Genomic DNA, 19,520 nt, shown 5'->3' on the forward strand with positions numbered 1-19,520 from the left:
TAACCGGTGCAAGATTTAATTTACTTCCAACTTAAATCTATAGGTGTAACGGATCCTAACAGCAACAGATTCTTCGCCTTTGAAAGCTGGTTGAAATTCGAACTTTTTCAGGGCTTCCACTGCCGATTCATTCAAGCCATGACCCGGTCCGCTCAGAACCTGCACGTGACGGACTTTGCCTTCGCGATCAATCAGAATTTCCAGAATGACGGGCCCGTCCACGGCGGCTTTCTTGGCTTCTTCCGGATACTGGGCTTTGAATTCCCGTTTTACTTTGGGCAAACGGGTGATTTCGCTGAAACCCACCGGGGCGGTGGAATCCCCGCCGCCACCATCAGTGCCGGTATTTGTGGTGTCGGTGGCTGTCGTGTTGTCTGTGTTAGTCGCGGCGACGGCGGTTGTTTCGCCGGTTTGGATTTTTGCAGACTCCGCCGGAACAGTCGGTGCAGGTTTGCTGACAGAAGCCGCAGGTCCCGGCGGCAGGCCTGAAACACCCGCGGGGCTAGTGACAGTCAGATCCACCACGGTTCCCAGATCCGGGGACATCGGCGAGGCACCCCACTGCAGGGCTGTGACCGCCAGCAGATGCAAAATAACTGATAATAGGATCCAAAGTTTAAGTTTCAAGCCCTTAGACCTTCTCATAATCCAATTTTAAGTCAATGCCCGGCAGGGCTATTGTGGGAAGGGCTTAGATGGTGTAGAGTAGTTCTTGTCGGGCTCTAAATCCGGCGTCTATGAGAAATTAATCCGTCATCTTATTCTTTTTTTAAGAACTCACATTGGCCCCATCGGGCTTGGACGGATTATTTATTATGCAAAACAATTTATTTCAGGTGACCGGAAGGTCCCTGTTCTATGAGCTTCCCCACGGGGCGAAGCTTCTGAATGACATTTCATTTACGTGGAATTTTCGCCGGTGCGCCCTGGTCGGTCCCAATGGCGTGGGAAAAACCACGCTGGCAAAAATTCTGGCCGGGGTTCTGGAACCCAAAAGCGGCGAGCTGCGCTGTTCGCAAGGGGTTGTGTATCTGGAGCAGGTCAGTGAACCGACGGATCAAACTGTCGGTGAATATTTGATGGGTCTGTGGGAAAGCCCGGTGGCTGACCCCGCCGTGTGGGGCTTGCTGCTTCAGGATATTCCGCTGGAACAAAACCTTAGGTCCCTGAGCGGAGGCCAGTGGACTCGTGTGCGGATTGCCGAAGCCCTGGGCCGTGGTGGTGGTTTGCTGATCCTGGATGAGCCCACGAACAATCTGGATCGCGAAGCGCGCGAACTGGTGTACCGCTTTGTGCGTGAATATCCGGGCTGTTTGCTTCTGATCAGTCACGACCGTGAATTGTTGGAAGAAGTCGACGGCATCTGGGAGCTTTCCAGTCAGGGGCTTTCAAGTTATGGCGGCAGCTATTCGTTTTACGAAGAACAAAAAGAGCACGAGCGGGAATTGCTCGAAGAAAAGATCGACCGGGCACGACGCGAGAAAAAGAAGCTGGAGCGTGAACATCACGACAAGCTGCAATCCCAGGAAAAGCGCATGCGCGCAGGTGATGCCAAAGCCGCCAAGGGCGGGATTCCCCGGATTATTGTCGGAGGACTGAAGCGCCGGGCGCAGGAAACCCACGCCCGCATCAACGTGAATGAGGAAAAGCGTGTGGAAAAGTCGCAGGAAAACTTACGTGAACTGGTGCAGGCCCAGAAGCTGGAAAGCCGGCTGGGACTGGATTTGGACGCCGCGGCCCTGCCGGAAGGAAAGCTTGTCTTTGAGCTGGATCACTTCAACATAAGCTATTCGTCAGAGGGTTCTTTCCTTTGGGAAGAACCCTTGACCTGCGCGATGCGCGGACCACGCCGATGGGCTTTGTACGGAAGAAACGGCGCCGGAAAAACCTCGCTGCTGGATGGCTTGCTCAGCCGTTCGCAGGCTGTGCGCACAGAAGGGGTCTGTCGCTTGGGTGAAGTGCCCGTGCAGGTGCTGGATCAAAAGTATTCCCTGCTGAATGCGGATCATTCGGTGCTTGAAAATGTGATGGAAAAATCAAGGTTTGATCTGATTGAGACTCGCAACCGCCTGGCTCAGTTTCAGTTCTTTGGTGATATGGTTCATCGTAAGACCCGGGATTTGAGCGGAGGCGAAAAGCTGAAGGCCTCTTTGGCGAAAATCCTTCTGTCTCAGCCGGTGCCGCAGTTGCTGATTTTGGATGAACCGACCAACAATCTGGATCTGGCCAGTCTGAAGGTTCTGGAGTCAGCCTTGGGGGAATATGCCGGGGCGTTGCTGGTGGTGTCCCACGATGAAGTATTCCTGCAAAACATCGGAGTCGAGGCGGTTTTGGAGATCCGATAGGGCCGCTAAAACGGGGCCCACCCTTTGCAATGTTCCAGCTTCGCTATGTTTGCTCGTTGGTTCACCGTTCTATCTTTTGTGTGTTTTGGCCTACTTAGCCTTTTTGTCGTTCAGATGACAAGAAGGCCGCTCTGTATTGAATCCAAGGTTGTCGAAAGAATCGACAGACTGGGTCCTCAGTCGACGGACACTATCTATCGTTGTGCTGTGAACCGGGAAACCGCTTACAGCACCTATTTTGGGGAGCAAAGCCGGGACCTGACTTATCGTATTCAAAAGACCGAACGTCTGTTGGAAAGTTTTGAGCCTTTCCGTCGTAAGGTGCAGCTGACGATCTTCCCGGATCGTCCGTACTTGTACCGTGTTCAAGGACAGCACATCTTTATTGGACAGAAGATGCTGGAAGCTCCGGGGCATCTGGAAAAGGCGCTGGCAAAAGTCTGGTATCATGAACGCAATGATTCTTTATTTGTGCAGCAGGATCTGATGGAGGAAGTCTTCACCGATTTCCTGGTGTATCTGGATCTGGGCGATCTGGATATCGGTGATCCGGACACGCGTCTAAAAACTGCGCTTCGCAAAGTGAAGTGGCCGTTTGTTCTGAAGTCGGTGGCGGCTTATTGTGATTCACCGTGGAAGCAGTCTGAACACTTTGCTCTTTGTCAGAACAAGGCTGAAGCTGCTCATGAACTGAATCAGCAGGTGGTCGAGATGAGTCTGCGCCCGCTGCTTGTCACCAGCTGGGTGAATGCTTACCGTCAGCTGACGATGAAAGAGCGTTTCGAATTCACGCAGAATCTGCCGCAACTGCTGCGAGCCGATCATTCCGAGCCTTTGCCGATCGTGGGCAGTGCCGAGGCCATGATGTCCGATACGGCTTTGATGAAAGCGGCGGAAGCCATCAAGAACGTGAATTTGTTTGTATCAAAGACCAATGCCATCAAGGATTCTGAAACTCATCGTCTGTTTCTGGCGAATTTCACCAATGAGCTTCGCATGAACGGGTTCCATGATGCCTTTGCCGAAGCGTCCTTTGATGTTTTGTATGTGGCGCAGGAAGAACTGACTGAAAAATCCAAAGTGCTGCAGCAGTTTATGAAAATTGCCAAAGCCCAGCCAAAACTTCAGATGGCTGTGCGTGATGGTGCTAACTTGTGGATGTTACCATCCCGTTATCCGGTGCCGGTGAAGTCTTTTGGTCAGATCAAGTCGGTTCGCACCGTTGTGGAAAAGTGCGGTGGTTACAACTTCAGCTATGTCATGGACTATGCGGAAGAGACCGAAAAGCTGCTGGTCGTGGATCATTGTGACGCCAAAAAAGAAATTCAGTATTCCCGCTATCTGTCGGAAGGTGCTGAAGGCTTTGGTGCGCAGAACAAGGGAACCGCATTTGTGCAGTTCCATCTGCCATCTTTGTTGATGAAGAAGGCCGAGCTTGAGCAGGTTTCAAATGTCTTTGAATTCATTCAGAAGCGCGATGTGGAAAGCCCGTCGTTCAAGAGTCTGGGCTGGCGCGAGGTTCACTGGAGTGAGCAGGCCAATGCTTATCAGCCAAAGGCCTATGTCGATGCTATTGAGTGGTTCCGCGTTCCGAACTAAGGGTTGTCCAGGCTTGGCAGCTCTTCCTTGAAGGCCGAGATGTCTTTTTGCAGTTTGTCCCGGTTGTTTTCCAGACTGCTTAAATCACTTTGCAAAGAAAAGACCTCTGATTTTTTGCTGCTGATATGTGTATCCAGCACCGAAATCTGAGAATTGAAGTGAGTCACCAGCTGGCTTTGCTGGTTGAGCATGGCAGAGGACTTGCTGGATTCAAGGCCGCTTTTTTCAGCTTCCATGGCGCTAAGCCTGCTGCGTGCAAAACTCAGGTTGTTGCGTTTGTGCAGAATATCCATATCAAGACTGCGGACTTCTGAAGATTTGCTGTCGATCAGAGTCTGCACGTATTTTTTGCGACCTTTGCGGTATTCCGTCAGGAAGACGGGTTCAAGTTCTTTTGGACAGACGTTCTGATATTTTTTGCCCGAGGTGCCCGCCACAAATCCGTTGGATTTGGCACAGTAATCCACGGTGCCTTTGCGGTGTTCAGCAACCAAAACATTGATCTGTGGCCCTTCGCAGATATCGCGAGAGAAGAAGTCACCGCTTTTACCGATGATGTAGGCGTTGGTGTTCGTGCAGTACTTTTCAACGCCGCTTTTGAAGCCCTTGTCCAGCTGGGATTCCTGGATGTCGGCCTCGACCTTGCGGCATTCGTTCACCACGGGGTCGGCATTCAGCCATTGGCCGCGCATGGCTACTTTTTGTCCGTGTTCAAACCAGTTGATGGATTCGCAGTCTTTCTTTTTGAAGTAGCTTGCACAACCCGCCAATTGAAATGCCATTGCCGTCAATACCAATACACGCAACATCGTCATTACCCCACAAGCTGTTTCAGCTCGTTTTCAAAATTCTGCTGGTCTTCCATGGCTTGCAGCATGGTGGATTCCAGCTCTTCAATGGCCCCGCTGAGTTCATGCAGCTCTTTGGCAAGGCCTGCGGCTTTGTCTCCGGCCGCGGTCATCAGATTTTCATTTAAAGCGTCTCTCTTTTTCGTGAGATCGGCAATCTTCTTGTCACAGTCTTCAATCAGTTTTTGGGCCTTCTTGATCTGGGTCTCTAGCTTCTTTCGTTCTTCCTTATAGTTGAACTTCGGAGCTTCAGCGGCTTTTTCGGAACTGACTTTTTGCGTTGTTGCGCCTTCGGTCAGGTCACGTTCTGCCAGGAAGCCTTTTTGCAGACTCCAGACGTATTCATCATAGGTGCCGGGATACAAAGTCAGCTTCCCGTGGTTCACCTCTAAGATTTTGTTGGCCACGCGGCCGATAAAACCCCGATCGTGGCTGACCGTGATGATGGTGCCTTCGTATTTTTCCAAAGCCGTGGTCAACGCTTCGACCGTGTCAAAATCAAGGTGATTCGTGGGCTCATCCAGCAAGAGCAACGGCGATTTCTGCAAAAGAATCTGTCCCAAAGCCACGCGGGACTTTTCGCCACCGGAAAGGACTTTCACTTTCTTGTGAACATTGTCACCCGAGAACAGCAAACTGCCGGCGATGTTCAGCACATCCTGTTGGGTCACTTCTTTGTGGGCGGCAGAAGCCATGGCTTCCAAAACCGAATGGTCAGGGTTTAAAGATTCCGGAGTGTGCTGGGCAAAATAAGACAGGCTGACCTGATGACCCCATTTGATGTCTCCACGAACCAGCGGAATCTGCTCGCCAAGGGACTTCAGCAAAGTGGACTTGCCAGCTCCGTTCAGTCCGACGATGCCCAGATGATTGCCGCGCTCAAGGCGCAGGGTCACGTCTTTCAGGATCACCTTGTCGCCGTAACCACATTCCACATTTTCCACTTCCAGTATCATCTTCCCGGTCGGGGAGGCTGGCGGAATGTAAATATGCGAATGAGTCGGGGCTGCTTTGACCTCGATGACTTCCATTTTCTCCAGAGCCTTCAAGCGGCTTTGCGCCTGACGGGCTTTGGTGGCTTTGGCTCCGAAACGGGTCACAAAGTCCATGATGGATTTCTTTTTGGCTTGCTGACTTAGAACCTGCTTTTGCAGGATTTCAGCCAGCATTTGCTTTTGTTCGAAGTAGTCATCAAGACTTCCCGGGAACTTCACGATATCGCCAGATTCGACTTCCAGAATATGATCCGTCACCCGGCGCAGAAATTCGCGGTCGTGCGAGATCAGCAGGAAGGCGCCTTTGTATTCCTGCAGAAAGCTTTCCAGCACCAAAAGTGTTTCCAGATCCAGGAAGTTCGTAGGTTCATCCAGCAACAGCAGGTTCGGCTCTTGACCGATCAGGTACAAAAGCTTCACGCGCATGCGATACCCACCACTGAGCTGTTTCAAATGAGATTGGAAGTGACCTTCTGTCAAACCCAGCTTCAGGCCGAACTGTTTTAGTTCCCACAGGGGCTTGATGCAGTTCTTTTCCAGATATTCTTCAACCTTTTGATCTACATCCCAGTCGGATTCCTGTTCCAGATAACCCAGACGCAGTTGCTGGGATTTGGTCACGATCCCTTCATCAAGATGTTCCTGATCGACCAGAATTTTAAACAGAGTGGATTTTCCGGCACCATTGGGACCGATAACGCCGACGTGTTCACCTTCGTTGATCGCGAAAGTGGCATCGTCAAAGAGAACTTTGGCGCCAAAGGCCTTGTGGCCGGATTGCAGTTGCAGAAGAGTGATAGCCATACGGCCTAAACTGAAGGAATTTCGTCGCGGGGTCAAGAGCGGGAAGGCCATTTGGCGGGCTTCCCGAGCTTTTATTGGCTTACTTGTTGTTCTTGCGGTCTTCTTTGCGCTTTTCAGTGACTTTGTTTTTTGCGTTTACAAAAACCACTGTCGGCTCATGTTTCTTGGCTTCATCCATGCTCAGACCACAGTAAGAACAGATGATCACCAGATCCCCTTTTTGCACGTGACGGGCGGCAGCCCCGTTCAGGCAGATTTCGCCTTTTTTACCCTTGATCACGTAAGTGGAAAAACGAGCCCCATTGTTGCAGTTGTAAATATCCACACGTTCGTTCAGCAGCAAACCAGAGGCTTTGATCAGATCCGGACAGATGCTGACGGAGCCTTCATAGTTCAAATCTGCTCCGGTAACGGTGGCGCGGTGAATTTTGGTTCTAAGCAATGAAATATTCATAAATAAATCCTTAAGCGTTGTGTTGCAGAGCGATCAGCATGCCTTTAAGAACAAGGTCCGGCACGATTTCGTCGAATACTTTTTCTTTTTCAAACAAATAGGAAAAGCCACCGGTGCCAATCACCATCGGACGTTCCCCCTGGAAACATTCTTTGGTGATTCTTTCGGTCAGTTCCTTGATGGTGCCCAGATGGCCATAGTACAAACCGGACTGGATACTTTCGATGGTCGCACGGCCCAGGGCTTCGTGCATGGACACGATTTCCACAGATGGAAGCTTGGCCGTTTTGCTTTCCAAAGCCTCCATGCACAGGCGCATACCGGCGACAATACTGCCCCCCAGATAGTCCTTGTCCTTGCTGACTGCGCAGAAGGTGGTTGCGGTTCCCAGATCCACCAGAATCAGGTTTTTCCCCGGATACAGGTGAGTTGCCGCAATGGAATTGGCGATACGATCCGCACCGACTTCCAGTGGGTTTCTGTACTTGATCTTAAGACCGGTTTTAACCCCGGCCTGCAGGATGAACGGATTGATATCGAAATACTTCATGCAGGCGCCGCGCAGGGAATAGATCACTTCCGGCACAACACTGCAGATGGCGATTTGTTTTACCTTGGTCGGGTCAAAACCGTTTTCACGGATTGCCGTACGCAGGAAAATTCCGGTTTCATCTGACGAAGCTCCGCTTTTGGAACTGCGACGGAAGGAAAGAACCATCTTGTCCTTGTCAAAAAGTCCGGCGTAAATCTGGGTGTTACCCACATCAAGACATAAAATCATACAGTATCCTTTGGCAGAACCACACGAATCAGTTCACTGGTCAGTTGATCCAGATTTTCACAGGCAACAAAGCCTTCGTGATTGAACAGGGTGAATTTGTGGGTGCGGTTGACGATATCAATTTCGCTTAAATCATTGTGAACAACGAAGTCAGCGTGGGAATTGGCAAAAAGCTTTTCCACGGCGCGGGTTCGTTGTTCAGGACTGGCGTGACTGGTCAGTTTGAACGCAATCACTTTCAAGTCCTTGTTTTTGGAATATTCCTTCAGACGGTCCACAATCTTGTGGTTGCGCTTTAGGTGAATGCTCATCTTGTCGGATTCCGAGCTGACTTTTTTCACCTCAAACGGGCGGAAAGACTGTCCATCCACTTCCAGATGATCAACGGAATAGTCACTGACGGCCGCAGCGTGAATCACGTGGGTGAAGTTTTCGGTGGAAAGATAGTGTTTCATTTTTTCATCCAAAGTCGCGAAGCTGACGAACAGATCACGGCGGGTGACGTGTTCAGACTTGGGTGAAGCATGGGCTTGCAGCAAGGTCACATCAAAGCCCATTTGGGTCATGTATTCCGACAGCGCGATGCCGGTGCGGCCCGAGCTAAGATTGCTGATCACGCGAACCGTGTCGATGGGTTCTTGCGTGCCCCCGGCAGTGATCAGGATTTTCACTTTGGAAAGGGCAGAGGACTTTGGCGCAACAGAAGCCGCCGCGGTATCCTGCGCTGGCTTGTGAAGTGCTTCCAAAGTCATTTTCAGAATCAGATCCGGTTCCAGCAGTTTGCCCCAGCCTTCTTCGCCACAGGCCAGAATGCCGGAAGCGGTGTCCAGGATTTGCACGCCCATTTCTTTAAGAGCGGTCAGGGACTTTTGTGTCACCGGGTGCAGATACATACTGGTGTTCATGGCCGGAGCCACCAGGAATGGCTTTTTAAAGTCGTGAGCCAGGAACAAAGTCTGCAGCAAATCATCACCCACGCCTTGAGCAGCCTTGTTGATGAAGTTCGCCGTGGCAGGGGCAACCAAAATCACATCCGCCCAACGCATCAGGTGGATATGATCCATGACGTTGCCGGTGGCATACATGTCACTGATGACGGGTTTTCCAGTCAGGCCTTCCAGGGTGGCGTTGCCGACAAATTTCAAAGCCGACGGGGAGGCCACAACCTGAACGTCACAGTTATTCTGCACCAGACGGGAAACCACATGACAGGCTTTGTAACAGGCAATAGAGCCTGTCATCATGAAAAGAACTTTAGATTTGGACATTGTCGATCAACCTCACTTCACCGAGTTTGGCGGCGACGAAGCGGCGGTTTCCCACATCCGTCACATAATCCACGATAAATCCTTGAGCTGACAAAGAAGCCGCAGCTTCCGCAGCGGTTTTGCTTTTCGTAATGGCTTTAAAGATGGCCGGGGCTTTCTCGCGTTCTTCCGGGCTTAGACGCAGATTGCGCGAGCTTTTTGCCAGACCGTCTTCTTCACGCACAGTGGGAACCGGAACGATTTCCAGATCCATAAAGAAGCTTTCCACCATGCCTTGAATCAGGGTCAATTGCTGGAAGTCCTTTTCGCCGAAGTACGCCTTGGTCGGGCGAACCACATTGAAAAGTTTCATCACCACCGACAGCACACCATCAAAGTGACTCGGGCGGTGCGCGCCATCCAGCAAATTGGAATAGTCATTTTCTGAAACTTTATAACGATAATTATCCGGGTACATTTCCTGATAGCGCGGGAAAAAGATCGCGTCGACGTTGTTTCGTTCGGCCATCGCCAGATCCTGATCCCAGGTCTGCGGATATTTTTCCAGATCCTTCGGGTCATTGAACTGCGTGGGATTGACAAAAATCGAAAGCACCACCAGATCGTTGTTCCTGCGGGCTTGCTTGATCAGTTCCTCGTGGCCCGTGTGCAAAGCCCCCATGGTGGGAACAAAACCCACTGTGCCGGATTGTTTGCGGCGCCAGACTTGAAATTCAGAAGGAGAGCGCAGGACTTGGGTCATGAGTAGCTCTCTTTCTCGGACGGGAAGATTTCGCTGCTGACTTCCTGATGGTACTGGTTCAACGCACCTTTGATGGTGTTAAAGCCATCCAGATAGGTTTTCACGAACTTCGGTTTGAAGCCTTGATTCATGCCCAACATATCCTGCAGTACCAGCACCTGTCCGTCGCAATCCACGCCCGCACCGATCCCGATAGTCGGAATCTCAAGCGCCGCCGTGATTTCTTTGGCCAGTTTCGAAGGAACACATTCAAGCACGACGGAAAAAGCCCCGGCGTTCTGCAATTGCAAAGCGGCTTCCAGAATTTTTTTCTGCGCTTTTTCATCACGGCCCTGAACTTTGAATCCACCCAGTTGATTGACTGATTGCGGAGTCAGGCCCAAATGCCCCATCACCGGCACGCCGGAATCCACCAGATGGCGGACCAGTTTCAGATTTCCGGCAGCACCCTCCAGCTTCACGGCGTGGGCACCAGCTTTCATCACTTTTTCAACGGCCGTCATGTTGGCGGTCAGGCCTTTGCGGTAGCTCATGAACGGCAGATCGGCGATCACGAACTTATCACTCGCGCCGCGAACGACAGCTGCTGTATGGTGAGCCATAACCCCGGCTGAAACATCCAGCGTGGTGGAATGCCCCAGCATCACCATTGCCAAAGAGTCGCCGACCAGAATGCAGTCGATATCACTGTCGGCCACAATGCGGGCGAAGGAATAGTCATAGCAGGTGATCATTGAGATCTTTTGCTTTTTGCTTTTCTTGTCGTGGAAATCGAGGATGGTTTTCATGGGGCCCTCACTTTCGCGGATACTCAGGCCAAAGGGTTTCTAGAAAGGCTTTGTACACAGCCTGATAAGGATCATCGTTCAAAGCCTGCAGATTCTTTTCGACAGTGGCGGCATCTTTACGCGCCAGCGGTCCGGTGAAGGCATCTTCAGGGTTCGCCAAAGTGTTCTGGATCACTCTTTCAATATAGGGCTTGGCAGCACTTTGCGGTATTTTCATCTCGGCAAAGCCTTCGAGCATCTTGGCAAGCAACAGAGTCGTGAAGTTTCCGCCCAGCACACACAAGGCGTGATAGCGGGCTTTTTCAAAGGCGAAGATGTTGGAGTAGGAATTGGAAAGCCCCGGCAGGGCATCAATCAGGGAATCGCATCCGGTCAGCGCAAAATGAATCTGCTGATAGGTCGCTAGATCATACAGGTCCGGACCAAAGGTCATCAGCGGGTGCGCTGCAATCATTCCTTTGAAGTACAAAGCGCCTGAGAAATGCACGAGCGTTTTGTCTTCATGTTGTGCCAGATGCTCTTGATAGAAGGCCTGCAAAGAACTGTCACTGATCGCCAGCAGGATGTGCGAGCACGAAGAAACTTTGCCGGCCAAAGCAGAGATGTCCTCGCTGCGATCCCAGGTCTGGTATTTTAAATTGAGTAAATGGAAATAGTGGGCAACATGTCGGGCGACACGGCCAGAGCCAATAATAAGAAATGTAGGTACAGTCTTTGTCGCATTCATATGTGGGTACCTGTCCTTTGCGGGATCAAGTCCTCTGTAATGTTCGCAACCTAACATAATTCTATCAGATTTCAACGATTCTTGCCAATATGCGTAATTGCGGCCGTGGGCGCTGGACTTAGCTCTTAAACTAAGTAAAGTTCCGCTCATGAAATACTTGTACTGGGTCAGCGCCGTCGCTGTGATTGCATTGGGTGTGTTTTTCTCCATGAATTTTCAGATTCAGGAACGTTCAATTCCCAAAATCAAATTTTCTCAGGTTGAAGTTCCCGAAAAAATGGGCAAAGGCATCTATGATCGCCTGCGCATGGAAATCAAAAATGCGCCGATCGTTTTCCTGGGCGTGACTCCAGGGCAGATTGAAGATTTGGAACTGTGGAGAGGCTTTATGGAAGCCAATCAGGAACAGGGTTCCAAGTACGACGTGATTGTCGTGGATCCTCAGCTGCCTTACGTGGAAGTTTTCAATTCCACCATGCGACTTGATGTCCAAAATGAAATGGCCCGCTTTGTTGAGGGTGTGAACAACGCTCGCGCGCAAGGCCTGCGAGTGGCCGTGATTGTCCCGTACATTTATTCTTCGCAACTTGTGAAAAAAGGCCCTGCCAACCGCCTGAAGGAAGAGTACAAAATGGATGTGACCAGTTTCTCGGTCATGAAGTTCCCGGTGACGCGCGAACAGGAAGAAAGCTTCCTGCCGGTGTGTGATCTGGACGGCACAAGAGATCTTGCAGGCACGGGACATCTGGGCTGCATGGTTATCGAAGTGGCGCGCAAAACGTACCGCAAGAAATTTGAAGAAAACAAATACTCAGGCATGATGGAACAAACCGGCGCCAAAGACTATATCGTGCTACTGAACCGCAACGCCAGCCCCCGCTAAAAGGTTCCCGGTTCTTTTTCGGGTCTACAGTGCATTAAACGAGGAGATGTTCGATGAAAGCGATGATTTTGGTTTTATCTCTAGTGGCAGGCTTCACTGCTGAAGCCCGCAGCGTTCTTGAGCAACCTTGGCAATCTGCCGATGGTCGTGCGATTGTCCGCTTCGTTGAATTCAACGGCAAGCTGACGCTGAACACGCGCAGCTATTATCCGAATGGCGCACCTTCTGATTACTTCTTTGAATTCTGGATGCCGGAAGGGCGCGATGTGCGCCCGGGTGAAACAATTCAGGGCCGTCTGCGCAGCCTGGACGGTTATTATGGCTGCGTGTTTGATGAACACGCACAAATGCAGCTAACAGTCGATGGCACTTTGAAAGTTCATTATCCTCTTTTGACCTTCCACCGCGAAACGCGCTCTGTGCGTGATGGAAACGGTGGGCGCCACTATCGCCGTGTGATCGATTGGAACGGCTGGGGCTGGGTTGAAACGGTTTATTCTTACCCGATTGAACGCTGGAGAGTCATTTCTTCAGAATGCGTGATCAATCAGCGCAATTGGGTGACGAATGAACTGTTCCCGACAGGTGAACGTCCGGTGCCTCGTCCGAACTAAAGGATTTCTTCGTGAAAAAGATCGCTGTTGTCACTGGTGCTAATCGTGGTTTGGGCCTTGCTTTGAGCGAGTCCCTGGCGCAAAGGGGTTTCAAGGTTCTGATGGCCATGAGAAATCCCGATAAGGCGCAAAAGACTTTGAATGGATTGACCATGAAGGGGCTGGATGTCGTGCCGATGAAGCTCGACCTGTCCCAGGAAAAAAGCATCACGGACTTTGTTGAAGTGATCAAACGCGAATACGGTTTCGTCGATGTGCTGGTAAATAACGCCGGCATCCTGATCGACAGTGAAGACGGCGGAAATTCCTCGCTGTTGAAAACCAAAGCCTCTACGCTACAAAAGTCCTTTGTCACCAATACCATGGGACCGTTCCTGTTGACCCAGAAGATCTTCCCGCTGATGAAGCAGGAAGGCTATGGGCGCATCGTAAATGTCTCCAGCGGCATGGCCCGGCTTTCTGAAAAACAGAATGCCTCGGCGTCATACCGTATCTCTAAAACGGCTCTGAACATGGTCACGAATCTTTTTGCCTCGGAAGTTTCCGGCGAAGACATTTGTGTGAATTCCGTGTCGCCAGGATGGGTGCGCACAGATATGGGCGGCCCGCATGCGGATCGTTCTGTTGAACAAGGGATCAAAGGTCTTCTTTGGGCGGCAACGCTGCCGAAGGGCGGTCCCAATGGCGGCTTCTTCCAGGATGGCGAAAGTCTGACTTGGTAATTAATCCCTGTAGTATTGCAAATCTTCCGCACGGACATAATCCCTGGCAGAACGAGCCATGGACCCGTCGGATTTCATGCGTTTGATGATGTCTTTGATCTTGTTGCGATCTTTTTCAGTCACGCGCGCTTTGGAAACATAGATGCCCAGATCCTGTGCCTGATTGGGATCCGGTAAAATCACAAAGCTCTGGTCCTGACCTTTGCGTGAAAGATAGTAGTGCGTGAACAGCGGGGTAGAGAACGTCGCTTGCGCCCGTCCTTTAATCAGATTGGCAAAAATGTCACCAGGACCCGGGACTTCAAACAGACGTTTTTGTTTGAACAGAATTTCCCGTTCCGGTTCCGACATAAAGAAGCCGGCCCCAATCAGGGTGGAGAAAACGGCTTTGGAGCTTTTCAGATAGTCTTCGATCTTGTAGGCCGGGTTGTAGGACTTCTTATCAACGATCAGCATGCGCGGAACACGATAGGCGGGAATGAATTCCGCGACTTTGTCCATTTCAGCGTCGCGGATCGCAAGGCCCATGATGTCGACGCGGTTTTTGATCAACTTTTCTTTATTGGCGGCATACGAGCCCGGGATTTCAGTTTCACGGCATTCAAGCTGCTTTACAACGTCGGTCAACAAAACATACGAATGACCTTTTTTAACTCCATTTTCGACGAAATAAGAAGGCTCGTTGTCCATAAAGGCCAGAACGAAGCGCCTTTCGCAAAGGTCATTGGCATGCGCAAACATCATCGCAAAAAGGACATTCAGCAGGATCATGAAGATTATTGTGATTAAGCCGAAAGCATCCGGCAAATTGAAATTCGCCCAGGTCTAGTATTCGTATTCACTTCCGAAGACAACGCCGACCGTGGAGTTTTCAACCGTGGTGCTTTCTTTGCCATAGTAGAAGCCGATGGCGGAACGCAGGGCCCGCGTTTTCCACGAGTACCCCACGGATGTATTAAAGTTCTGACCGAAGTAATCAACATCCGAACCAAAGCGGTGGGAAATCCCACACAGAAGCTGATGGCCGTCGGCGGCTCCGTAACGATAACCAAAACTTTGCGAGAATGTGTAGCGATCCAGGTTTCCCGAGACTTCAACAAACGAGGAATCAGTCAGAAATTCGTGATGCCCCACTTTGAATCCATGACCAATCAAAAGTTTGCCTTCCTCATTGGTGACACTGGATCTGGCGTCATCATCTTCAGTAACGGTGAAATCTCCGGGAGGTGAGCCGTGAGTGAATATTCTCGATGAACCTTTGTTCTGGTTGTACAAGGACAGGCCGCGCGAGTTGAAGTTCACGCCTAATGAATAGTGCTCAAATTGAAAATGAGTCGAAAGTCCCAGGGCCACGTTCAGATTCTTGTATTCGGACTTGGTTTTGGAAACCACATAGATATCCTGTGCGGGGAAAGAGCTTTCGCCAACCCCGAAAGTCTTTGCCTCTGAGTAGCGGGCCAGAAACTGGATGGCAAATGGAATGGACTTAAACGCCATCGAATAACCGGAGACCATGCGACTGATGTTCGCCTCGGCATCAAAGGACGTTTCGTTCTTGTTGGACTGCCAGGAAAAAAGACCCTGCAAAGTATTGGCGACAAAGAATTCGTGTACCAGATCCTCGCCCACCACCAGATTGCTCAGATAAGAGGGCGCAAGGCCCAGAGACGATGAAAATGTCTGTCCTTCGTTTTTGGAATTGATGGCCCCGATCGAGTTGCCGTTCAGGCTAAAGGCATTGTCCTGTCGTTGACGAAGCAGGCTGGGATTGTAATAAGAAGCGGCTTTGGACCGTGTGGTCGCGACACCGGTGTTGGCCATCAGGCCTTCATAGAGACCGACCGGCAGGATTTGCGCCACAGCCGTTGATGAAATAAGAAAAAGCAGAATGCATAAAACGGACTTCATCAGAATCTGCGAGGGACTTTTCTTCATGTGAAAATGGTACTTTGGGGCGTGGGCAAAGAAAATAAAAAAGCCATCCCCGAAGGGATGGCTTTGACGCAGCAGGGACCTGAAAAAGAACCAGGAACCTTTTAGAAGATTTCGTGGGCCAGCGGACGGCGAGGCGCACGGAAGTATGTTCTTGGAGACAGATCCAGCAGATCGCTCAGCTTCTGCATGTAAACGCAGGCATAACGATCCAACTGGTAAGCAAAGTAACTTTCTTCGTTGCCGGCTCTCATCAGCTGACCCCAGTTGCCGTTGTACATCGCCTGCTGTTTTTTGATCAGCTGGCTGATTTGGGCGTCGATCTCAGAAATAGTCTTTTGCAAAGTCTCGATCTGAGGTTCATTCGCGGCCACCGCTTTTTCAATTTTGCGGGTCATGATGTCGGTCAGTTCGTCTTCCAGAGGCTCTTTTTTCTTCATCAGGGTTTCGATTTCCTGATTCAGAGGTTCAGCCTGCTTGTTGTTTTCAACCTCAACGTCAAGTTCCTCGATAACCATCGCGGTTCTCCAGTTGCAGTCTTTTTTCAAGCGCAGGATGTCGCCGTAAATATGGTCACCCACGTAAAGGATGTCATCACCGGCCAGATCCAGATCGGCTGTGAATTTCTTCGCGTTACCGCCCTGATAGATCCCCGGAGTCAGCTTGCCTTCCATGTTGGTCATGGTGCCATCTGCCGGATTCACACGCAGATACTTCTGGTTTTCATAGAAGAACTTCGGCTTGGAAGCAAACGTGATCACGAATTCAAACAGGTCTTCCCAGGACTTGTGCTCTTTCAGGAATGGCTGAATCGCATAGTCCAAAAGCAGTTTCGTGTAGTGGAAATCAGAGTTCGTCAAAACGAAGATCTTTTTCCCGTGGCGGCGGAATTTTTCCAGCGTATGCACCAGAGTCGGATCTTTGATGATGAAATGATCCAGGTTCTGTTTCACGACGTCTTTCAGGGAACCGTCGCGGTGAGCTTCATCCAAAGCATCCAGCACGTCGTCAGCAATCTGCGCGTATTCTGGATACTTGTTGGCTGTGTCAGAGTCTTTCAATTCCACGATCTGAGCGATCAGATTCGCCAAAGAGATCGAGAAAGAAGTGTCCACCGCCAGATAGTCGGAATTGGACAAGTCGATGTAAGTGGACTTGTAAAGCTTCTGGTGACTTTTGAAATCAAGCGGCTTCAGGCCGTGATAGCTGGCGCGAATCGCCGTGTAGCGGTTCAGCTTCAGCAGATTTCCCATCTTGCGGTCGATAACCAGACCACGGATGGCAAAGTTATAGTCGAAGACCAGCTTGCGCAAAGTTTCAGGATAACCGCGTTTTACCAGTTTATCGATCATCGTGGTGTGGGACAGACGCTCAAAGTTTTCACTGTTATAGCGAACCAATGTGTGGTCCATGTCCACGCCGATGTAGCGGATTTTTTTCAGATTCAATGTTCTGTTAACAAATACTTTTCCAGGCATATTTTCTTTTCTTACTTAGTAACAGGGAGCTGCAGATCATTCCAAAGAAGCATGCCCCCTTGCATGTTGTATACTTCTTCGAAGCCGTTCATCTTGGCAAAGGCTGTGGCCTTGGCAGAGCGACCGCCACTGCGGCAGATAAAGACCACAGTTTTGTCTTTGGGCAGGGTGCCCAGTTGCTCAGGGAGAGTGTCCAGAACCATCAGGGAAGAGCCTTCAACGTGACCCAGTTCACCGACGTACTCGTCAGGCTGGCGCACGTCGATCATCACAACGTTTGCCATGTTCTGCTGAAGTTCGGCAGGGCCAATATCGTAGATTCCCTCAAAATGAGGATTTTCAGTTTTTGAAGTAAAGTTGACGAATTTCATTGTCACGTCTTCCTCCGGCATCAGAGCCAAGACTCTAACCATAGCACCTGCCGGAAAATACAGCAAGAACCAGTCAGGCTCGGCGCGTAGCAGATTTAGGTCCTAAGTTGTTTTAGGATCTGAAAATCAATTGGAAGCAGATGGAGGACCGCTGGGGCCCCAGAGTTACCAGATTTGAACTCGGTCTTTTTCCGGGAGAGTCATCGGATCCCCGGGTTTACACTGGAAGGTTTCCGCGAACGCCGGCTGTTGTTTTACCTGCTCGTTGATGCGCGCCAGGCCTGAAGAATGCGGATCGGTTTTACGCAACAGTTTGGCATTGTCCGGGCGGATCACCTCACACCACAGGCGTCCATAGGCGACGAAGAAATCCTTTTTGTCTTTTTCACTGCCTTTGCCTTCAGGGAAAGCGGCATTGTAGGCAAAAGTCAGTCCAACCAAATCGGCCACGTTTTCACCCAAGGTCAGCTTGCCGTCGTGGTCGGCCCTGTTGAACTGATCAATCATCTTCTGGCCACGCAGATTGAATTCCATGATGTCCTTCGTGGTCATCCAGGTGCGCAGGCGTCCCTGAGAGTCATATTTGGAACCACTGTCATCGATGCTGTGACCCAGTTCGTGACCGACAACGGCACCCACAGCGCCCAGATTTTCGATCACAGAACCGTCTTTGTCATAGAATGGGAATTGCAGGATCCCAATCGGCAGCACGAACTTGTTTTCGTTCGAGCTGTAGTAAGCATTCACGGTCAGCGGGCTCATTCCCCAGGCGTCCATGTTGGCCGGTTCACGCATTTCCTGCATGGCCTTTTCCCAGCGGGCTTCGCGGTAAGTGCGCAAGTTTTGAATGGCCTGTTTGCTGGAATACTTTTTCACCGGCAGGAAGTCCCATTCGCGATCGTTGTGGGGTTTCACCAGTTGCAGGCGTGCCGTGCGGATTTTGGCCAGGGCTTCTTTTTTGCCGTCCTTGGAAAGCCAGGTGTTCTTTTCCAGGCCTTGCAGGATGCTTTGACGAATGCGGGACGCCACTTCGTTGACTTTGCTTTCATCAAAATTCGGGAACACTTTTTCAATCAGAACCGCGTCGATTTCTTTCGAGAACAAACGGGTGGCTTCCGAAGTGCAGCGTTCCTGACGAACCGGGCGCTTGGCCGGGCCGCCGAAGAATTTCTTTTCAAAGGCAAATTGTGAAGCAAAGAATTTCGGATAGCCGTCGTCCATGATGCCGCTCAGGGCGCCATATAAATACGCATCTTTCCAGACTTGCAGATTACGCTTTGGCAGTTCGGCATTCAGGAAATCCAAAGATTCCGGAATCGGCGTGTTCACCGCCAGCTTTTCCGGCGCATATTTGAACAAAACATCCAGCTTCAGGTTCGGGTACTTTTTAACAAGATCCTTCTGGGAGGCGACACGTTTTTCGCTCCAGCGCTGATGACGAACTGCTGTCACCGGGAAGACTTTGATGAAATCCTGTTCCAGGGCGATTTGGGCCTGGGCCTTTTTTACGGCGTCGGCCTTTTTGATTTTAGGATCCACGGACTGGAAAAACAGCACCAGTTGTTTTTCATAGTCGGCCATCAAGTCCTTCTGTTCATAGTACTTGTGATCCGGAAGCTCCATCAGGCTTGAGTACAGCATGGCGTCGATTTCTTTGGGGTTGTCCAGATTGTTCGTGGGCCACAGGCGGATCAGGCTTCCCAAGCCGCGCGGCATCTGGGCGTGGGTGTAAAGAATGAATTCTTCCAGGGATTTGATTTGATCCATTTCGGCTTTCAGGGCTTTGACTTCAGCCTTTTCATCGCGGGCCTTGGCTGCGGAATCCATGCACGCCAGATAGTAATCACGAACCTGGGAAGTGCGTGCATCCAGATTTTTCTGGTGCGGAAGCTCTTTCATGAATTTCATCTGGGTTTCAAGCAGGCGTTCACGGGAATCACTGAAGGCAAACAGGTGACGGCTGCGGTCTTCACGCAGTTTGAAAGCGGATTCCGCTTTGGAGCACACATACTGATGGAAGTTCTGGCAGGGGCTGATCTCTGAATTCAGGGGAAATTCACGTTTGACCGGAATTTCAGAGGTGGGTTTCGGGGCGGGTTTTGTGGCCTGCGCCATCAGCGGAGTCACCAGCAGGGGTAAGAGAAGCTTCAACATCAACAACAGTCCTTT

The 19,520-nt window shown here is 50.8% G+C and carries 19 protein-coding genes; 5 read left to right on the forward strand and 14 right to left on the reverse strand.

Annotation, left to right across the window (positions count from 1 at the left end; genetic code table 11):
• Nucleotides 1-15: 15 nt before the first annotated feature.
• A complete protein-coding gene (locus AC04MQ_RS04780; RefSeq protein WP_051026334.1) occupies nucleotides 16-645 on the reverse strand; it encodes an energy transducer TonB in 630 nt (209 codons plus the stop codon).
• A 170-nt stretch (nucleotides 646-815) separates the two neighbouring features.
• On the opposite strand from AC04MQ_RS04780, the gene AC04MQ_RS04785 reads away from it, so the two are divergent.
• Together AC04MQ_RS04785 and AC04MQ_RS04790 are read left to right on the forward strand one after the other, a co-directional pair.
• On the forward strand, nucleotides 816-2,345 hold the full coding sequence (locus AC04MQ_RS04785) for an ATP-binding cassette domain-containing protein (protein WP_475391316.1): 1,530 nt from the start codon (nucleotides 816-818) through the stop codon (nucleotides 2,343-2,345).
• 114 nt (nucleotides 2,346-2,459) lie between these two features.
• Nucleotides 2,460-3,944: a hypothetical protein gene (locus tag AC04MQ_RS04790; protein WP_015092555.1), complete on the forward strand. Its 1,485-nt coding sequence runs from the start codon at nucleotides 2,460-2,462 to the stop codon at nucleotides 3,942-3,944.
• Here the strand turns inward: AC04MQ_RS04790 and AC04MQ_RS04795 are convergent.
• From AC04MQ_RS04795 to AC04MQ_RS04830, 8 genes are all read right to left on the reverse strand, one after another.
• Nucleotides 3,941-4,759 carry a DUF2799 domain-containing protein gene (locus tag AC04MQ_RS04795; protein ID WP_041578047.1) on the reverse strand — a complete coding sequence of 273 codons (819 nt, stop codon included), beginning with the start codon at nucleotides 4,757-4,759 and terminating at the stop codon, nucleotides 3,941-3,943. The two genes, AC04MQ_RS04790 and AC04MQ_RS04795, sit on opposite strands and share 4 nt — an antisense overlap.
• Nucleotides 4,759-6,591, reverse strand: a complete 1,833-nt coding sequence (abc-f, locus tag AC04MQ_RS04800; RefSeq protein ID WP_015092553.1) for a ribosomal protection-like ABC-F family protein — start codon at nucleotides 6,589-6,591, stop codon at nucleotides 4,759-4,761. The genes AC04MQ_RS04795 and abc-f overlap by 1 nt, the downstream gene beginning before the upstream one ends.
• Before the next feature lie 79 nt (nucleotides 6,592-6,670).
• Nucleotides 6,671-7,045 (reverse strand): aspartate 1-decarboxylase, encoded by a 375-nt coding sequence (gene panD, locus AC04MQ_RS04805; protein WP_475391319.1) that lies wholly within the window; start codon nucleotides 7,043-7,045, stop codon nucleotides 6,671-6,673.
• Between the two features lie 10 nt (nucleotides 7,046-7,055).
• A complete protein-coding gene (locus AC04MQ_RS04810; protein WP_015092551.1) occupies nucleotides 7,056-7,826 on the reverse strand; it encodes a type III pantothenate kinase in 771 nt (256 codons plus the stop codon).
• Nucleotides 7,823-9,094, reverse strand: coding sequence for a bifunctional phosphopantothenoylcysteine decarboxylase/phosphopantothenate--cysteine ligase CoaBC (coaBC, locus tag AC04MQ_RS04815; RefSeq protein WP_475391321.1), 1,272 nt, complete (start codon nucleotides 9,092-9,094; stop codon nucleotides 7,823-7,825). The genes AC04MQ_RS04810 and coaBC overlap by 4 nt, the downstream gene beginning before the upstream one ends.
• A complete protein-coding gene (gene panC / locus AC04MQ_RS04820; protein ID WP_475391323.1) occupies nucleotides 9,081-9,836 on the reverse strand; it encodes a pantoate--beta-alanine ligase in 756 nt (251 codons plus the stop codon). Before panC ends, coaBC begins: the two co-directional genes overlap by 14 nt.
• The gene (panB, locus tag AC04MQ_RS04825; protein WP_475391325.1) at nucleotides 9,833-10,624 is read right to left on the reverse strand and encodes a 3-methyl-2-oxobutanoate hydroxymethyltransferase; all 792 of its coding nucleotides are present in this window, start codon (nucleotides 10,622-10,624) and stop codon (nucleotides 9,833-9,835) included. The genes panC and panB overlap by 4 nt, the downstream gene beginning before the upstream one ends.
• Nucleotides 10,625-10,631: 7 nt before the next feature.
• Nucleotides 10,632-11,351 (reverse strand): DUF2520 domain-containing protein, encoded by a 720-nt coding sequence (locus tag AC04MQ_RS04830; RefSeq protein ID WP_041578045.1) that lies wholly within the window; start codon nucleotides 11,349-11,351, stop codon nucleotides 10,632-10,634.
• A 148-nt stretch (nucleotides 11,352-11,499) separates the two neighbouring features.
• Between AC04MQ_RS04830 and AC04MQ_RS04835 the strand changes: the two genes are divergently transcribed.
• From AC04MQ_RS04835 to AC04MQ_RS04845, 3 genes are read left to right on the forward strand one after another with little or no spacing between them, the layout of a single operon-like run.
• Entirely contained in the window at nucleotides 11,500-12,234 is a 735-nt protein-coding gene (locus AC04MQ_RS04835) for a hypothetical protein (RefSeq protein ID WP_015092546.1), read from the forward strand.
• Between the two features lie 53 nt (nucleotides 12,235-12,287).
• The gene (locus AC04MQ_RS04840) at nucleotides 12,288-12,848 is read left to right on the forward strand and encodes a hypothetical protein (protein WP_475391327.1); all 561 of its coding nucleotides are present in this window, start codon (nucleotides 12,288-12,290) and stop codon (nucleotides 12,846-12,848) included.
• An 11-nt stretch (nucleotides 12,849-12,859) separates the two neighbouring features.
• On the forward strand, nucleotides 12,860-13,570 hold the full coding sequence (locus tag AC04MQ_RS04845; RefSeq protein ID WP_015092544.1) for an SDR family NAD(P)-dependent oxidoreductase: 711 nt from the start codon (nucleotides 12,860-12,862) through the stop codon (nucleotides 13,568-13,570).
• Here the strand turns inward: AC04MQ_RS04845 and AC04MQ_RS04850 are convergent, their stop codons facing one another.
• The 5 genes from AC04MQ_RS04850 to AC04MQ_RS04870 all read right to left on the reverse strand — a co-directional run bounded on the left by AC04MQ_RS04850 (nucleotide 13,571) and on the right by AC04MQ_RS04870 (nucleotide 19,505).
• Entirely contained in the window at nucleotides 13,571-14,341 is a 771-nt protein-coding gene (locus AC04MQ_RS04850; protein ID WP_475391329.1) for a substrate-binding periplasmic protein, read from the reverse strand. It abuts the gene before it with no gap.
• Between the two features lie 54 nt (nucleotides 14,342-14,395).
• On the reverse strand, nucleotides 14,396-15,505 hold the full coding sequence (locus AC04MQ_RS04855; protein WP_475391330.1) for a hypothetical protein: 1,110 nt from the start codon (nucleotides 15,503-15,505) through the stop codon (nucleotides 14,396-14,398).
• Nucleotides 15,506-15,606: 101 nt separating this feature from the next.
• Nucleotides 15,607-16,980 (reverse strand): HAD-IG family 5'-nucleotidase, encoded by a 1,374-nt coding sequence (locus tag AC04MQ_RS04860; RefSeq protein ID WP_015092540.1) that lies wholly within the window; start codon nucleotides 16,978-16,980, stop codon nucleotides 15,607-15,609.
• Between the two features lie 11 nt (nucleotides 16,981-16,991).
• Complete coding sequence (locus AC04MQ_RS04865) at nucleotides 16,992-17,393, reverse strand: rhodanese-like domain-containing protein (protein WP_235046184.1); 402 nt, start codon at nucleotides 17,391-17,393, stop codon at nucleotides 16,992-16,994.
• 123 nt (nucleotides 17,394-17,516) lie between these two features.
• The gene (locus AC04MQ_RS04870; protein ID WP_015092537.1) at nucleotides 17,517-19,505 is read right to left on the reverse strand and encodes a M13 family metallopeptidase; all 1,989 of its coding nucleotides are present in this window, start codon (nucleotides 19,503-19,505) and stop codon (nucleotides 17,517-17,519) included.
• Nucleotides 19,506-19,520 lie beyond the last annotated feature (15 nt).

The sequence above is a fragment of the Bdellovibrio sp. MYbb2 genome (assembly GCF_056175685.1).